Origin of the sequence: Devosia sp. SL43 (assembly GCF_021729885.1) — a bacterium.
In the GTDB taxonomy this organism is placed as follows: Bacteria; Pseudomonadota; Alphaproteobacteria; order Rhizobiales; family Devosiaceae; genus Devosia.
Genome location: NZ_CP063401.1, coordinates 3452028 through 3465761 on the forward strand (window position 1 = coordinate 3452028; position 13734 = coordinate 3465761).

Here is a 13734-nt window from a genome sequence, read left to right on the forward strand (position 1 = left end):
GGTTCAACTTTGCCCAAGGGCCTCGCGCATCAATTCATCGGCTGCATCAGCCATAGCCGATTCGCGGCCTTCCCCGAAAATCGGCTCCTTGCCGATATCGAGCATAACAGGCACGGCGAGCGGAGAAATCTGCAGCAGCGGCTTGTGGACGATATGGCCTTTGATGCGCCGCAGCATGTCGCCCAGCCGCTCGATATCGAGCAGCCCGCGCGCCGCATCGCGCCGCGTCGCCTGGATGAGGATGTGATCGGGCTCGTGCTGGTAGAGCACGTCATAGATCAGGTCCGAGCTCATGGTGATCTGCCGGCCAGATTTTTCCTTGCCCGGATGCCGCCGCTCGATCAGCCCGGAGATGATCGCGCAATTGCGGAAGGTCCGCTTCATCAAGGCGGACTCGTCGAGCCAGGCCTCGAGGTCGTCGCCCAGCATGTCCTCGGAGAACAGATCATCGAGCGACAGCCTATCGGTGCGGATCAGCGCTGACAGATCGCCCAGCCCCCAGATGGCCAGGGCATATTCGGAGGCCACAAATCCCAGCGGTCTTGCCCGCGCCCGTTCCAGCCGCCGCGTCAGCAGCATGCCCAGCGTCTGATGCGCCAGTCGCCCTTCGAACGGGTAGCAGACCAGATAATTCTGCGTGCCGCGCGGGAAAGTCTCGACCAGCAGGTCCGTGCGCTTGGGCATGACTGAGAGATCGCGTTGTAGCCGCAGCCAGTCGCTGACCTGATCGGGCAGCACGCCCCAGCTTTCCGGCGTATCGAGCATCTTGCGCACCCGCTCGGCCAGATAGGTCGACAGCGGAAACTTGCCGCCCATATAGCTGGGTATCTTGGGATTGGCCGATTGCGCCCGGCTCACATAGGCCTCGTTGTCCTTCATCCCCTCGAAGGCCACGATCTCGCCCCCGAACATGAAGGTATCGCCCGGCAGCAGCGTGCCGAAGAAATACTCCTCCATGTCCCCGAGCACGCGTCCGCCAGCCCCGATAGGACTGTTGCTCTGGCCCTTCTTGAGCCCGCGCGGCCGCACCAGGCGCACCTTGACCATCGGCTCTTCGATGATAGTGCCGATATTGAGCCGGTATTGCTGCGCCACCTGCGGATTGGCCACCCGCCATTTGCCATCCTCGGTCGGCTTCAGCCGGGCATAGCGCTCATAGGCCTTGAGCGCATAGCCGCCGGTGGCGACGAATTCCAGCACCCGGTCAAACTGCCCGCGCTCGATATCGCGATAGGGCCAGGCGCGGCGGATTTCGTCGAACAGATCATTGGCTGCGAACGGCTCGGCGCAGGCCATGCCCAGGATATGCTGCGCCAGCACGTCATAGCCGCCCGAGACGGGATCCTCACTATCCTGGTGGTTCTCCGCCACCGCCTCTAGCGCCGCTTCGCATTCGAGCACTTCGAAGCGATTGGACGGCACCAGCATGGCCTTGGACGGTTCATCCAGCCGGTGATTGGCGCGGCCGATGCGCTGCAGCATACGCGACGACCCCTTGGGCGCGCCCACCTGTACCACGAGATCGACATCGCCCCAGTCGATGCCCAGGTCCAATGTCGACGTGCAAACGACGGCCTTCAGCGCGCCCGATACCATCGCGCTCTCGACCTTGCGCCGCTGCTCCACCGACAGCGAGCCGTGATGTAGCGCAATCGGCAGCAGGTCGTCATTGACCGCCCACAGACCCTGGAACAGCATTTCGGCCTGTGATCGCGTATTGACGAACAGCAGCGTCGTCTTGTGCAGCTTGATCACCTCGTAGAGGTCGCGATGGGCATAGTTGGCCGAATGCCCGGCCCAGGGCAGCCGCTGCTCGGTCTCGAGAATTTCGAGCACCGGCGGCGCTCCACCCGATGCTATCAGCAGATGCGTTTCCCGTCCCGGCGCCGGCTGGGCGATCCAGTCGCGCAGCAGATCCGGCCGTGCCACCGTGGCGCTGAGCGCGGTGATCTGCAGCTGCGGCGCCAATCTGGCGATCCGCGCCAGGGCCAGCGACAGCAATTCCCCGCGCTTGGACGTCACCAGCGCATGCAGCTCGTCCAGCACGATGCGCTTGACTGAGCCAAAGAACAGCTCGGCATGCGGATGGGCAATCAGCAGGCAGAGTTGTTCCGGCGTCGTCAGCAATATCTGCGGCGGGTTGCTGCGCTGCCGCGCCCGCTTGTGCCCCGGCGTATCGCCGGTCCGCGTTTCGGCCTTGATCTTGAGGCCCATCTCGAAAATGGGGGCGTTGAGATTGCGCTGCACGTCCACCGCCAGTGCCTTGAGCGGCGAGATGTAGAGCGTGTGCAGCCCCTCATGCTTGCCGTCGACAAGGTCGATCAGCGTCGGTAGGAACCCCGCCAGCGTCTTGCCAGCCCCGGTCGGCGCGATCAGCAGCGCCGAGGCGCCGGCGTTCCAGCTTGCCAGCACATCAAGTTGATGCTGCCGCGGCGCCCATCCCTTTTGCGCGAACCACTCGGTAATGACGGGAGGAAGGACTGTCGGCACCGTGCCCCTACCCCTCATCCGCCCTTCGGGCACCTTCTCCCGCAAGGGGAGAAGGTGACGGAGCCGCGACGTCTCAGTCGGGAACCCTTCTCCCCTTGCGGGAGAAGGTGGCGCGAAGCGCCGGATGAGGGGGTAGACACCGAACTTGGCAAGTCACACCTACTGCAAATCACAAAAGAGCCTATATGATCGTCCAGCACCACAACAGGGCAGCGGAGGAAGCCATGACCGATCAACGCACCGAACCGCGGCCCAGTGCCATCGAGCGCTTCTTCGGCGGCAGCCCGGGCGGCGTCATCGTCCGCCTCCTGCTGATCTCGCTGGTCGTCGGCTTCATGATGAGCGTCTTCGGCGTCGACGTGCAGTCTGTCGTTCGCGACGCGGTCACCCTCTTCCGCGAAACGCTGCGCGACGGCTTCGGCATCTTCCGCAATCTGGGCGGCTACATCCTCACCGGTGCGGCTCTTGTCGTGCCGATCTGGCTGCTCATCCGTCTGAGCAAGGGGCGCTAATGGCGCCCGAACGCTTGAAGCTGACGCCGCAGCAAGCCCTGTCGCGGCTGGTGCCGCATATTCTCGAGCTCGAAAGCCAGGCGCATCGCCGTATCGCCATCGGCTTTGCCGGTGGCCCTGGCACCGGCAAATCGACGCTGGCCGCCGAGCTGGTCACCATGCTCAACGCCGTGCACCCCGGCAGCGCCCAGCTTGTACCCATGGACGGCTTCCACATGAAGCATGCCAAGCTCGAAGCCATGGGGCAGGTCGACTACAAGGGCGCCCCGCACACCTTCGAAGGCGCGGACTTCGTCAATTTCCTGCACCACCTCAAGACCGCGACGTCAGAGGTCAGCGGCCCGGGTTATTCGCGAAAGATCGAGGATGTGGTCGAGAACGCCTTCACCGTCGGCGCCGATGTGCGCGTGCTGGTCGTCGAGGGCAACTACCTGCTGCTGACCGAAGGCCCCTGGGCCGGCGTCAAGCCGCTGCTCGACTACTCGATTTTCATCGACGTACCCCGCGACATCGTCAAAGCCAGGCTGCTCAAGCGCCATGGCGAGGAGGGGCTGTTCTCCGAGGAGCGTAACCGCGCCCATATCGAGCGCAACGACCTCCCGAATTACGACCTTGTATGCCTATCGCAGGATCGGGCCGACGTGATCATTTCGATGGATGTGGAGCGATAGCGCATGAAGACCGCATCCATTGTTCTGGCCATTCTTGTCGGTGCGGTCGGTGTCATGATCGCCGTGACGAACAAGCCGACAGGCTTTGATCGTTGTGTTTCGATCATTAGCGGCGAGATCGAGGACCGGGCTCTGGCGACTGCGGCTACGGTCGATCCGCGCGACGTGGAAATCGAGGCGGCAAGAATTTGCGCCGGCGCTGCCTAAGACGGCAGACCATTCAACCGTCGCTGCAGAAACCGCCGTTCGGCCTCCTGCTGGCTGAGTGCGATGGCTTCGGCATAGGCGGTGCGCGCCTCATGCGTTCGCCCCGCGCGCCGTAACAGGTCGGCGCGCGTGGCGTGTAGCAGGTGGAACTGCGACAGGCTGCCGTCCGCATCAATCCTGTCAACGATAGCCAATCCCACCTCCGGACCATGCGCCATCGCCACCGCGACAGCCCGATTGAGGTCGACGATGGGCGAGGGCTCAAGTCGCAGCAGCAAGTCATAGAGCGAAACGATCCGTTGCCAGTCAGTCGCTTCAGCCGTGGCACTCTGCCCGTGCTCGGCTGCAATCGCGGCTTGGATGGAATAGGCGCCCAGCCGCCGCTCTGCGAAAATCTGCGCAACCAGCGCCGCCCCTTCGTCGATTTGAGGCCGGTTCCAGCGGGCCCTGTCCTGCTCATCCAGCGGCACCAGCTCGCCCGCCACATCCAGCCGCGCGTCGCGTCGGGCATCGTTGAGCAGCATCAGCGCCAGCAGACCCTTGGCATCCGGTTCATCGATGAGATCGTTGACCAGCCGCATCAACCTGATCGCCTCGGACGACAGGTCGGTGCGCAAAGGCACCAACCCTGATGGAGCCGAATAGCCGGCGTTGAAGATCAGGTAGAGCACATGCAGCACGGTCTCCAGCCGGTCCGCTAGCTCCGCCGGCTCGGGCACCTCATAGGGTATCCGCGCATCCCGGATCTTCGCCTTGGCCCGCACGATACGCTGGGCGATCGTCGTGGGCTTGGTGAGGTACGCCGCCGCGATGTCCTCGGTCGTCAGCCCGGCTATCTCCCGCAGCGTCAACGCCACCTGCGCATCCGGCGCCAGGGCCGGATGGCAGCAGGTGAAGATCAGCCGCAACTGGTCGTCGACGATGGTCTGAGGCTCCACCTCGAATGGTTCGTCCGGCACGTCCATGCGCAGGATCAACTCGTCCTGCGATCGATCGAACCGCGCCTTGCGCCGCAGCTTGTCGATCGCCTTGAACCGCCCGGTCGATACCAGCCACGATCTCGGATTGCGCGGCACGCCCTCGCGCGGCCACTGATCGAGCGCGGCGAGCCAGGCATCGTGCAATGCCTCCTCGGCCAGATCAAACCCGCCGAGCAGCCGGATCAGCGTCGCCAGCACCGGCCGCGCTTCGGCCCGATAGATCGCTGCAAAATCGGCCACTAGCCCAGGCCCGACTTGAAGTCCATCACCGGGCGCACCTCGACGCTGCCGATCCGTGCCAGCGGAATACCACCAGCAATGCGGATGGCCTCGTTGAGGTCTGCCGCCTCGATCAAGATGAAGCCGGCCACCTGTTCCTTGGTTTCGGCGAATGGCCCGTCCGTGGCCGATAGCTTGCCATTGCGGACGCGGACCGTGGTCGCGGTCTCAATCGATTGCAGCGCCTCTGCATGCACCATGTGACCGCTGCGCAGCAGTTTCTCGTCATAGGCCGCAGAGTCCACCTGGCACTGCTTCCAGGTTTCGGCGTCGATGGTGTTGAGTTCATTGCCGTCAAAGCAGACGAGGCACAGATAGCGCATTTGAAGGTCCTTTCTCCGATCCGTTCGCCATTGGTCGAACGGCAGATAGGGGATTCGACACTCGGAAGAGCGACAAATCGGAGACTAGCTCGCGCGCTTGGCAGGGCTGCGGCTTTGATTGGCCAGCCCGCTGATAGCGGCGCGCAGGGCGGCCGGCTTGACTGGCTTGGTGACAACCGCGATGCCACGTTCCTCAGCCAAGGTCCGCACGGCCGGGCTGCGATCGGCAGTCACCAGGGCGGCAGGGAGGTGCCCACCCAGGTTGTGCCGCAGCCATTCGATCGCATCGAGGCCTGACGTCTGGTCGAGGTGATAATCCATCAAGACGAGATCGGGATACCATCCCTCCAGCAGTCGCTCGCGGTCGATCTGCTTGAGTGACAGGGCCGTCCGCACATCGCAGCCCCAATGGCTCAGCAGGCCCTCCATGGCCTCCAGGATCGCCCGCTCATTGTCGACGCAAAGCACCTTGAGCCCTAGCGTGCCAAAGCTGGTTTCGGTCGGCTGCGGCGCCTCGGGCGCGGCCTTGATGCTGCGCGTTGCCGGAAGGAACAGCGAAAAGCGCGATCCGCGACCTTCCTTGCTATCGAGTTCCAGCGTCAGCCCCAGGGCAGCCACCAGGCGCTGCACAATGGATAGCCCCAGGCCCAGCCCCTGCGCCATGCGGGCGCCGCGCTCCAGCCGCGAGAATTCGGCGAACAGCAGCCGGTGCTGATCCTTGTTGAAGCCGATGCCGGTATCGATGACGTCAAGCCGCATGCGGCTGCCGCGCCGCCGCAGCCCGACCAGCACCTTGCCGCCCGGATTGGTGTATTTGATCGCGTTGCTGACCAGGTTCTGCACGATGCGACCCACCAGCGTCCGGTCTACCAGCACACTGGCCCCGGTGGCGACGATGCGCAGCGAGATATTACGCTCGCGCGCCATGGGTCCAAACTCCACTTCGATCTTCTTCAGCAGGTCGCGCGCTGCCACTGGAGCCGGCGCCGGTTTGAGCGCGCCGCTATCAATCCGGGATATGTCGAGCAGTGCCCCCATGATCTCTTCCACCGCCGTCAGCGACGCTTCGATGGAATTGGCGAGATCGGCCAGGCCCGTGGATTTGGCCCGCTCGATCAGCGTCGAGGTATAGAGTCGCGCCGCATTGAGTGGCTGCAACAGGTCGTGGCTGGCCGCTGCGAGAAAACGTGTCTTGTCGTGGTTGGCCGCATCGGCCTTGGCGCGGGCACTCTCGAGCTCGGCATTGACCCGCGTCAGCGCTGCGGTGCGCTCCTCAACGCGCGCTTCGAGCGACTGGTTGACCCGTTCCAGCTCCCGCTCGGCGCGAACCCGCGCTGTCACGTCGGCGAAGCTGATGACCAGGCCACCATCGGGCAGTCGGCTCGAATGAAATTCCAGCGTTTGCCCGGCATTACCGAGGCGCTGTGTGACCGTCACCGGCGAGGCCGTCAGCAGGTTGATCCGCTCGATGGCTAGCCTCGCCGCATCGCCCACGCCGAAATCGCCGCGATCGCCCAGGAACAGCGCAATATCGAAAAGTGGCGTGCCGGTCCGCACCAGTTCTTCGGGCAGCGCCAGCAGCGAATTGTAGCGCGCATTCGACATGCTCAGCCGCAAGGCGGCATCGAACACGGCAATACCCTGCGGGATGTGGTCGATCGCCTGCCTGAGGCTGGTTGCCGTGTCGCCGGCGCGGGGCATCATGGGGCTTTTCTGCCTTCCTGGGAGTGTGCCGAACTATCTGCCCACGATCAAACCTGCGCAAGACCAACTCTCGACCCATTGCAATTGCGGCACAGCTAATCAATTGTTAATGCCCGCAGCGTCGCGCGGGACCGCCTGGGGAAGCGCGGTATTCAGTACAAGAGGGCCTGTAATGTTCAAGGAATTCAGAGATTTTGCCATCAAGGGCAATATGGTCGATCTGGCGATCGGCGTGATCATCGGCGCTGCCTTCGGCGGCATCGTTTCGTCTCTTGTCGATGACGTCTTCATGCCCATTATCGGCATTCTCATCGGCGGCATCGACTTTTCCGGCATCGCGCTGACCGTTGGCAGTGCTTCGATCAATGTGGGCCTTTTCATCAACGCCGTGGTCAAGTTTCTGATCATTGCCTTTGTGCTGTTCATGGTGGTCAAGGGCATCAATTCGCTGAAGCGCGAAGCGGCCAAGGAGCCCGTCGAAACGACGCCGGCCCCAAGCAAGGAAGAAGTCCTGCTCACCGAAATTCGCGATCTGCTGCGCGCCAACCCGCGCTGAACGAGGCGGGCCGACCTGTCAGGGTTGGCCCCTTTCTGCTTCTTGGCGATAGGATCAAAGTCATTGACAGCTGTATTGTAGGTATATATACCCAATATTGTAGGTAGTTGGTCATACGAAGATTTCACGTCGGACGGCATGAACCCTTAGTGCAAACTACCTCTGCGATTCTCCGGAGGTCAGGCCCGACGTCGGCGCTGCCATAGGCAGTGCCATGAATGGCGGAGCTTTGCCGGGATTTTGCGATTGCGAACCTTGCCAAGGGCAGAGGCAACATGAGCGAAGAAATCTACTATCATTCATTTTTGAACCGCGACCGCTTGATCCATATCGTGGATCCCGACTTGGCGACCTGCGAGGCGCTGAGCGTGCTCTTCCGCCTGGAGGGCTTCCAGACCACGTTTTCACTCGACGCCAATCAGTTCGTCATGACCTTGGATCGGCGAAGGCCCGATATCGTCGTACTCAATCTCCGCGTGGGCGAGGAAAGCGGACTGAACCTGCTGCGGCGGGTCAAAGCCATGCGGACCGGTACGCCCGTCTTCATGCTGGCCGACCACCCACAGGTCGAGGCGGCGGTGACGGCGATGAAGCTGGGCGCCTCCGACGTCATCAGCAAGCCGATCGACACCGAGCATTTCCTCACTGTCATCCGCGATGCGCTGCGCCGCGACGTCCATCTGGGCGCCATGCAGGGCGGACGCCGGCCGGTCGAGGTGCGCGGCTTCTCCCAGCTCACACCACGCGAACGCGAAGTGCTCCAGCTGATCACCAACGGTCAATCCAACAAGGAAGCCGGCCGTGAACTGGGCATTTCCCCACGCACCATCGAGGTCCACCGGGCCCGCGTCATGGAAAAGCTGGGCGCTCGCAACACGGCCGATCTGATGAGAATCGTGCTGACGAGCTGACGAGTTGACGCCACGCAAACTTCCCAATTGCCTGCTTCCCTCCCGGGCCGAGGAGAGAGCAATGGTGGATATTCCAACGGATGTGCGACAGGTGACGTCCGCCTTGATCGCACTGTTCGATACGCATCTGCCCGGGCAGCTTGAAGCGTTCTATCTGACGGGCTCGGTCGCCCAGGGCGACTATCGACACGGGCTGAGCGATATCGATTTTGTCGCCGTGCTCGGCGCCCCGGCCGAAGTCACGACACTTTCCGCCATCCACGCCCAGCTGGCGCAGCCTTATCGCCGTCCTGACTGTGACGGCATTTACCTCCTGCCCGGCGAGCTGTCCGCGCCGCCTGCAGGCGAGGGCATCAGCGTGCGCGGTGGTCTCGTGCGAGCCGCATCAGGTGACGAACGTCATCCGGTTGCCTGGCTCATGCTGACCGATCATGGCATCGCGCTACGCGGTCGGCAGCCCGATAGCCGGTGGCTCGCGGCTGATCGCGCTGCGGCCATCGCACATAGCCGGCAGCAGTCATATTGGCGCAACTGGCTCAAGACGCGGCGGCGGCTGGCCTCGGTGGCCGGTATGGCGTTGCTCTCCGATGATGCTGTGACCTGGGGCGCCCTGGGCGTCGCCCGCCTTCATGCGACAGTCCAGACCGGCCATGTGCCTTCAAAGAGCGGCGCCGCCGAGCATGCCCTATTGGCATTCCCGGCCCATGGCCGCATCATTACTGAAGCGCTGCGCCTGCGCATCGAACCCGGTGGCCGTTCCGGCTACAGGACACCGCTGGCGCGTCGCCGCGACCTCATCCTCTATATGGACACGGTGATCGGCTCGGTCTAGGCCGTGCCGGTCGCGAATTACTTTGTCGATTGGGATTGTCGCCGATGGGATGGGAAGCGCTCGGGCAGTGGGGCGGCGACGTCGTTCGCATCGAACGTCTGGCTGGCGGGGTTGCCAACGATGTCTGGAGCCTGCGCATCAATGGGCGCCTGGCGGTCGGTCGTCTCGGCACCCGGAGCGATGCCGATCTCGCCTGGGAAACCAATCTGCTGCAGTACCTCGACAGCCACGGCCTGACCGTGCCGGCGCCGATCCCGACAACCGACGGTCGGCTGTTCGTCGATGGCCTGGTGGTGATGAAGTACCTGGAGGGTGGTCCACCTGAGACCGAGGCTGACTGGCATCGCGTCGCCGATACGCTCCGTCGGCTGCATCAATTGACCCAGGGCTGGCCGCAGCGTCCGGGCTGGCGCTCGTCGACGGACCTTTTGCAGTGCGACACCGGCACGCGCATCAATCTCGCCGCCATGCCACCCGAAGCGGTAGTTCGGTGCCGGGCCGCGTGGGCCAGGCTCACTGGACGAGCGACATGCGCGGTTCATGGCGACCCCAATCCGGGCAACGTACTCATGTCGGCAAGTCAGGTCGCGCTGATCGACTGGGACGAGGCTCATGTCGATGTCCCCGATCTCGACCTTGTGCTGCCTCATAACGCAGGCGACCTCGAAGGCATCGCGCGTGACACCGCCGAACAGGCTTCAGCCGCCTGGGAAGCTGCCGTCTGCTGGGATGACGATCATTCCAAAAGGCAACTCGCTCTGGTTCGCGCGGTTTAGCCGCTACAGCATCTTGCACATGTAGAGTGTGTTGCCGCCCATGAACGGCTCGCTGCGCTCGACCACATAGCCCAGACCCTGGTAGAGCCGCACGTTGGACGCGAAGGCCTCGTTGGTCAGCAGGCGTACCGCCGAACGACTGGCCTCCGCCGCGACTTGCTCGGCATGTTCAAGCAATCGACGCCCATAACCGCGGCCCTGCGCGTCGGGCGAGACAGCTACGTTCTCGATCCAGAGTTGGTCGTCATGCAGGACGGTCTCGATTAGGCCGACGAGCCTGTGATCCGCGCGCAGCAGGTCGATCCGGTGTTCGCGGACGGCTTTGTCATAGTCCGCCAGCATCGGGCGCGGCTCTCGCCCGATCACGGGCACCCAGCGGGCATAGGCCGCGCGAACGAGATCGCGGATTGCGTTGGCATCAATAGTTGTTGCGGTTCTGAAGGACAGGTCGAAAGTCATGAATCGACCATGCGAGACCGACCGGGGCCGGTCAAGCCGCTCAGCCGCCGATCGTCGGCAGTGTCAAGTCGCCACTCGTCAGCTTGCTCGCCGTGATCTTCGCGTCCGCCGGCTCGCGCGGCAGTTCCAGGCTGGTCCAGACGCTGACCAGCGCATGGCGCAGGGCGAAGATCATCTCGTCAGTATGCAGCGGCGTCGGCGTGATGCGCAGCCGCTCGGTACCCTTGGGCACCGTCGGATAGTTGATGGGCTGGATATAGATATTGTGCTTGTCGAGCAGCATGTCGCTCGCGGCCTTGACAGCCCGCGCATCGCCCACGATCAGCGGCACGATATGTGTCGCCGTTTCCATCACCGGCAGGCCAGCATCAGCCAGGATTGCCTTGGTCAGCCGCGCCTGGCGCTGATGCAACATGCGCTCGTGACCGTTTCCCTTGAGGTGCTCGATCGACGCCCGCGCCGCCGCACAGAGTGCCGGGGGCAGGGCGGTGGTGAAGATGAATTCGGGCGCATAGGAGCGCACCGCGTCGACAATCGCCTTGTTGGCGGCGATATAGCCACCCATCGCGCCAAAGCCCTTGGCCAGCGTGCCCTCGACAATATCGATGCGGTCCATCACGCCGTCGCGTTCGGCAATGCCGCCACCGCGCGGGCCATACATGCCCACCGCATGGACTTCGTCGATATAGGTCAGCGCGCCGAACTCTTCGGCCAGGGCGCAGATTTCGGCGATGGGGGCGACATCGCCATCCATCGAATAGACCGACTCAAAGCAGATCAGCTTGGGCCGCTTGCGATCGGCCTGCGACAGCAACTCGCGCAGATGCGCCACATCGTTATGCCGGAAGATTTGCCGCTGCATTCCCGATTGGCGCACGCCCTGGATCATCGAGGCGTGGTTGAGCTGGTCCGAATAGATGATGCAGTCGGGCAGCAGCCGGGCGATCGTGGAGATCGAGGCCTCGTTGGAGACGAAGCCAGAGGTGAAAACCAGCGCCGCTTCTTTGCGATGCAGGTCGGCGAGCGATCGCTCCAGCTCAACCAGCGGACGGTTGGTGCCCGAGATATTGCGTGTGCCACCAGCGCCGACGCCGAGCCGGCCCGCAGTTTCCTGCATGGCCGCGATCACCTTGGGGTGCTGGCCCATGCCCAGATAGTCGTTGGAGCACCAGATGGTTATTTCACGCTGGTTGTCGGCGTCGTCGCGATAGATGGCCTTGGGAAACTGGCCAGCAATGCGCTCAAGGTCGGCGAACACGCGATAGCGCTTCTCGGCACGAAGCGTGTCGACCGCATCTTCGAATATGCTGCGGTAATCCATTCACATGCCCTTCGCCCGGAACCGGCTTCACCGCCGATATCACCAGTCTACCGAGTGCTCACCCCGGCGCCTTGACATAGGTCAAATCGCCACGCGTCGACCCGTTCTATTGCTGCCTAAGCGCCGCAACATCAGAGCCGTTCTAAACTGCAAAATGCTGGCTGCCAATGCGCCAGAAGTTCGCAGTTGCATGAACGGCCCGTTCATCTCCCATTCGTGATCGGCTCAGTATTCACGAATTAACTGAGGGTGCGCCAACAGGTTGCCGTACGGCCCCTCTGGTACTACCATCACAAAAAAGCCCGAATTGGGTTTGTCGAGGGGTGAGTAAGTGAAGAGCTTTTCGTCTTCTAGTTTCGCCGGTGAGAATAGCAATGCTCTAGAACTGGCGCGTGCTGCCGTCAGCCGCGATCCGCAGGCGCTGTTCACCGATTTTCAGTGGTTCTTGTACGAAGGGCGGGACACTGTCTTCTTCACAGCCTTCTCCAAGACCACCTATGACAAGGATGGCCTGGGCAATCTCGTCGCCGAAATGGTCACTCTAGCGCCGCAACTGACGCACGGCTTTGTCGGCGCCCGTCCGGGCGAACCCTTTCCCAAGCAGATGCTGGACGCCATCACGTCGGTCGAGGTGGTCGACGAGTTAGATGGCTATCCTGACAAGTGGCTGAGCAAGTCCAGCGACATCTTTGCCCATGATGACCTGCCGCTGTTCCGCGTCATGGCGGCGGTACGCCGTGGTGGTCCCGATGCCCAGGGGCGGGCATCCGTCATTCAGGTGCGCTCCAGCCATGCCCTGATGGAAGGCTCGGATTCTGCCCTGCTGACCCGCTCGGCTTCGGCCGGTCACGGCACCATGTCCGACAAGCAGAACAAGCTGCCATTGGGCACGCGCCTCAAGAGCGCCTTCCGCGGCGGCATGATGGCCTTCATCTACATCGTGCTCGCCAACATCCTGGCTCCGGCGGACAAGCCATGGGGCTTCAAGACGCTCGCTATCAAGCGGCACCGGCTTCGCCTGCTCGCCAATAAGCTCGGCGTGCGCCAGCGCTCGCTGATGTTTGCCCTCGTCACCCATGCTCTCAATGGCGAGGGCGAGGAAAAGCTGCTGAGCAAAAAGGTGATCGGCGCGGCTTACACTATGCTCGATACCACGCGGAACAGCACCGACGACGACTTCTTCCGCGTACGGGCACTGGAAGCCAAGTTCACCGTCAATGAAGACTTCGTCGAATATGTCCGCGCTGTCGACGACACCGTTGCCCAAATCGAGCAGAAGGACATCACCAAGTTCCAGGTGATGATCAATTCGATGTTCAGGGCGGTCCGTCGGGTCAATCGCCTCGCCAAATTCCTGCCGGGCACCCGCTTCTGGCGCTTCAATGGTGGCCTGCATATTGTGCTGACCCTGGTGCCGCCGCACCGCACCTATGGGCCAATGACCAATGGCATGGTCGAGCCGATCTACTGTGGCGCCTGGCATTCGGCCGCCAATATCTGCACCTTCTGCCCCGGCCGCGAATATGTGACGCTCAGTTTCTCGATGGAAACCCGTCACATCGCCAACGTCGAAAAGATCGAGCGATTGCTCGAAGAGGTCGAAGCCCGCGACGTTGCCCCGCACAAGATGATGCCGTCGGTCGAGGGCATGTAGGACGAGACGTCAGACTCGAGGACCACGACAACGTCGTGGTCCGTTGACGTTCGCCAGCG

The 13734-nt window shown here is 62.9% G+C and carries 14 protein-coding genes; 8 read left to right on the plus strand and 6 right to left on the minus strand.

Features of this window, described 5'->3' with window-relative positions; translation table 11 throughout:
- Positions 1-3: 3 nt before the first annotated feature.
- Positions 4-2490 (minus strand): ligase-associated DNA damage response DEXH box helicase, encoded by a 2487-nt coding sequence (locus tag IM737_RS16920; RefSeq protein WP_236895941.1) that lies wholly within the window; start codon positions 2488-2490, stop codon positions 4-6.
- A gap of 224 nt (positions 2491-2714) precedes the next feature.
- Here IM737_RS16920 and IM737_RS16925 point away from each other — a divergent pair, with 224 nt between their 5' ends.
- The 3 genes from IM737_RS16925 to IM737_RS16935 are packed head-to-tail and all read left to right on the plus strand — an operon-like array spanning position 2715 to position 3880.
- Complete coding sequence (locus IM737_RS16925; protein ID WP_236895943.1) at positions 2715-3002, plus strand: DUF6460 domain-containing protein; 288 nt, start codon at positions 2715-2717, stop codon at positions 3000-3002.
- Complete coding sequence (locus IM737_RS16930) at positions 3002-3673, plus strand: nucleoside/nucleotide kinase family protein (RefSeq protein ID WP_236895947.1); 672 nt, start codon at positions 3002-3004, stop codon at positions 3671-3673. The genes IM737_RS16925 and IM737_RS16930 overlap by 1 nt, the downstream gene beginning before the upstream one ends.
- A 3-nt stretch (positions 3674-3676) precedes the next feature.
- Positions 3677-3880, plus strand: a complete 204-nt coding sequence (locus IM737_RS16935; RefSeq protein ID WP_236895950.1) for a hypothetical protein — start codon at positions 3677-3679, stop codon at positions 3878-3880.
- Here the strand turns inward: IM737_RS16935 and IM737_RS16940 are convergent.
- The 3 genes from IM737_RS16940 to IM737_RS16950 all read right to left on the minus strand — a co-directional run bounded on the left by IM737_RS16940 (position 3877) and on the right by IM737_RS16950 (position 7166).
- Positions 3877-5100 carry an RNA polymerase sigma factor gene (locus IM737_RS16940; protein ID WP_236895952.1) on the minus strand — a complete coding sequence of 408 codons (1224 nt, stop codon included), beginning with the start codon at positions 5098-5100 and terminating at the stop codon, positions 3877-3879. The genes IM737_RS16935 and IM737_RS16940 overlap by 4 nt on opposite strands.
- The gene (locus IM737_RS16945) at positions 5100-5462 is read right to left on the minus strand and encodes a YciI family protein (protein ID WP_236895953.1); all 363 of its coding nucleotides are present in this window, start codon (positions 5460-5462) and stop codon (positions 5100-5102) included. Before IM737_RS16945 ends, IM737_RS16940 begins: the two co-directional genes overlap by 1 nt.
- 84 nt (positions 5463-5546) lie before the next feature.
- A complete protein-coding gene (locus tag IM737_RS16950) occupies positions 5547-7166 on the minus strand; it encodes an ATP-binding response regulator (protein WP_236895956.1) in 1620 nt (539 codons plus the stop codon).
- A gap of 172 nt (positions 7167-7338) precedes the next feature.
- Between IM737_RS16950 and mscL the strand changes: the two genes are divergently transcribed.
- The 4 genes from mscL (at position 7339) to IM737_RS16970 (ending at position 10241) form a co-directional block, all read left to right on the plus strand.
- Entirely contained in the window at positions 7339-7722 is a 384-nt protein-coding gene (mscL, locus tag IM737_RS16955) for a large-conductance mechanosensitive channel protein MscL (protein WP_236895959.1), read from the plus strand.
- 275 nt (positions 7723-7997) lie between these two features.
- Positions 7998-8633 carry a response regulator transcription factor gene (locus IM737_RS16960; RefSeq protein WP_236895960.1) on the plus strand — a complete coding sequence of 212 codons (636 nt, stop codon included), beginning with the start codon at positions 7998-8000 and terminating at the stop codon, positions 8631-8633.
- 61 nt (positions 8634-8694) lie between these two features.
- Positions 8695-9465 carry a hypothetical protein gene (locus IM737_RS16965; protein WP_236895962.1) on the plus strand — a complete coding sequence of 257 codons (771 nt, stop codon included), beginning with the start codon at positions 8695-8697 and terminating at the stop codon, positions 9463-9465.
- A 44-nt stretch (positions 9466-9509) separates the two neighbouring features.
- Positions 9510-10241, plus strand: a complete 732-nt coding sequence (locus IM737_RS16970; RefSeq protein WP_236895964.1) for a phosphotransferase — start codon at positions 9510-9512, stop codon at positions 10239-10241.
- 3 nt (positions 10242-10244) lie between these two features.
- On the opposite strand, the gene IM737_RS16975 is transcribed toward IM737_RS16970, so the two are convergent.
- Positions 10245-10700: a GNAT family N-acetyltransferase gene (locus IM737_RS16975; protein WP_236895965.1), complete on the minus strand. Its 456-nt coding sequence runs from the start codon at positions 10698-10700 to the stop codon at positions 10245-10247.
- Between the two features lie 40 nt (positions 10701-10740).
- Positions 10741-12021 carry a 5-aminolevulinate synthase gene (hemA, locus tag IM737_RS16980; protein WP_236895968.1) on the minus strand — a complete coding sequence of 427 codons (1281 nt, stop codon included), beginning with the start codon at positions 12019-12021 and terminating at the stop codon, positions 10741-10743.
- 331 nt (positions 12022-12352) lie between these two features.
- On the opposite strand from hemA, the gene IM737_RS16985 reads away from it, so the two are divergent.
- Positions 12353-13675: a hypothetical protein gene (locus tag IM737_RS16985; RefSeq protein ID WP_236895970.1), complete on the plus strand. Its 1323-nt coding sequence runs from the start codon at positions 12353-12355 to the stop codon at positions 13673-13675.
- Positions 13676-13734 lie beyond the last annotated feature (59 nt).

Excerpts from the sequence above, each read along its gene's own strand:
- IM737_RS16925 (WP_236895943.1), top strand. The coding sequence starts at position 2,715 with ATGACCGATCAACGCACCGAACCGCGGCCCAGTGCCATCGAGCGCTTC.
- IM737_RS16930 (WP_236895947.1), top strand. The coding sequence starts at position 3,002 with ATGGCGCCCGAACGCTTGAAGCTGACGCCGCAGCAAGCCCTGTCGCGG.
- IM737_RS16935 (WP_236895950.1), top strand. The coding sequence starts at position 3,677 with ATGAAGACCGCATCCATTGTTCTGGCCATTCTTGTCGGTGCGGTCGGT.
- IM737_RS16945 (WP_236895953.1), bottom strand. The coding sequence starts at position 5,462 with ATGCGCTATCTGTGCCTCGTCTGCTTTGACGGCAATGAACTCAACACC.
- IM737_RS16950 (WP_236895956.1), bottom strand. The coding sequence starts at position 7,166 with ATGATGCCCCGCGCCGGCGACACGGCAACCAGCCTCAGGCAGGCGATC.
- mscL (WP_236895959.1), top strand. The coding sequence starts at position 7,339 with ATGTTCAAGGAATTCAGAGATTTTGCCATCAAGGGCAATATGGTCGAT.
- IM737_RS16960 (WP_236895960.1), top strand. The coding sequence starts at position 7,998 with ATGAGCGAAGAAATCTACTATCATTCATTTTTGAACCGCGACCGCTTG.
- IM737_RS16965 (WP_236895962.1), top strand. The coding sequence starts at position 8,695 with ATGGTGGATATTCCAACGGATGTGCGACAGGTGACGTCCGCCTTGATC.
- IM737_RS16970 (WP_236895964.1), top strand. The coding sequence starts at position 9,510 with ATGGGATGGGAAGCGCTCGGGCAGTGGGGCGGCGACGTCGTTCGCATC.
- IM737_RS16975 (WP_236895965.1), bottom strand. The coding sequence starts at position 10,700 with ATGACTTTCGACCTGTCCTTCAGAACCGCAACAACTATTGATGCCAAC.
- hemA (WP_236895968.1), bottom strand. The coding sequence starts at position 12,021 with ATGGATTACCGCAGCATATTCGAAGATGCGGTCGACACGCTTCGTGCC.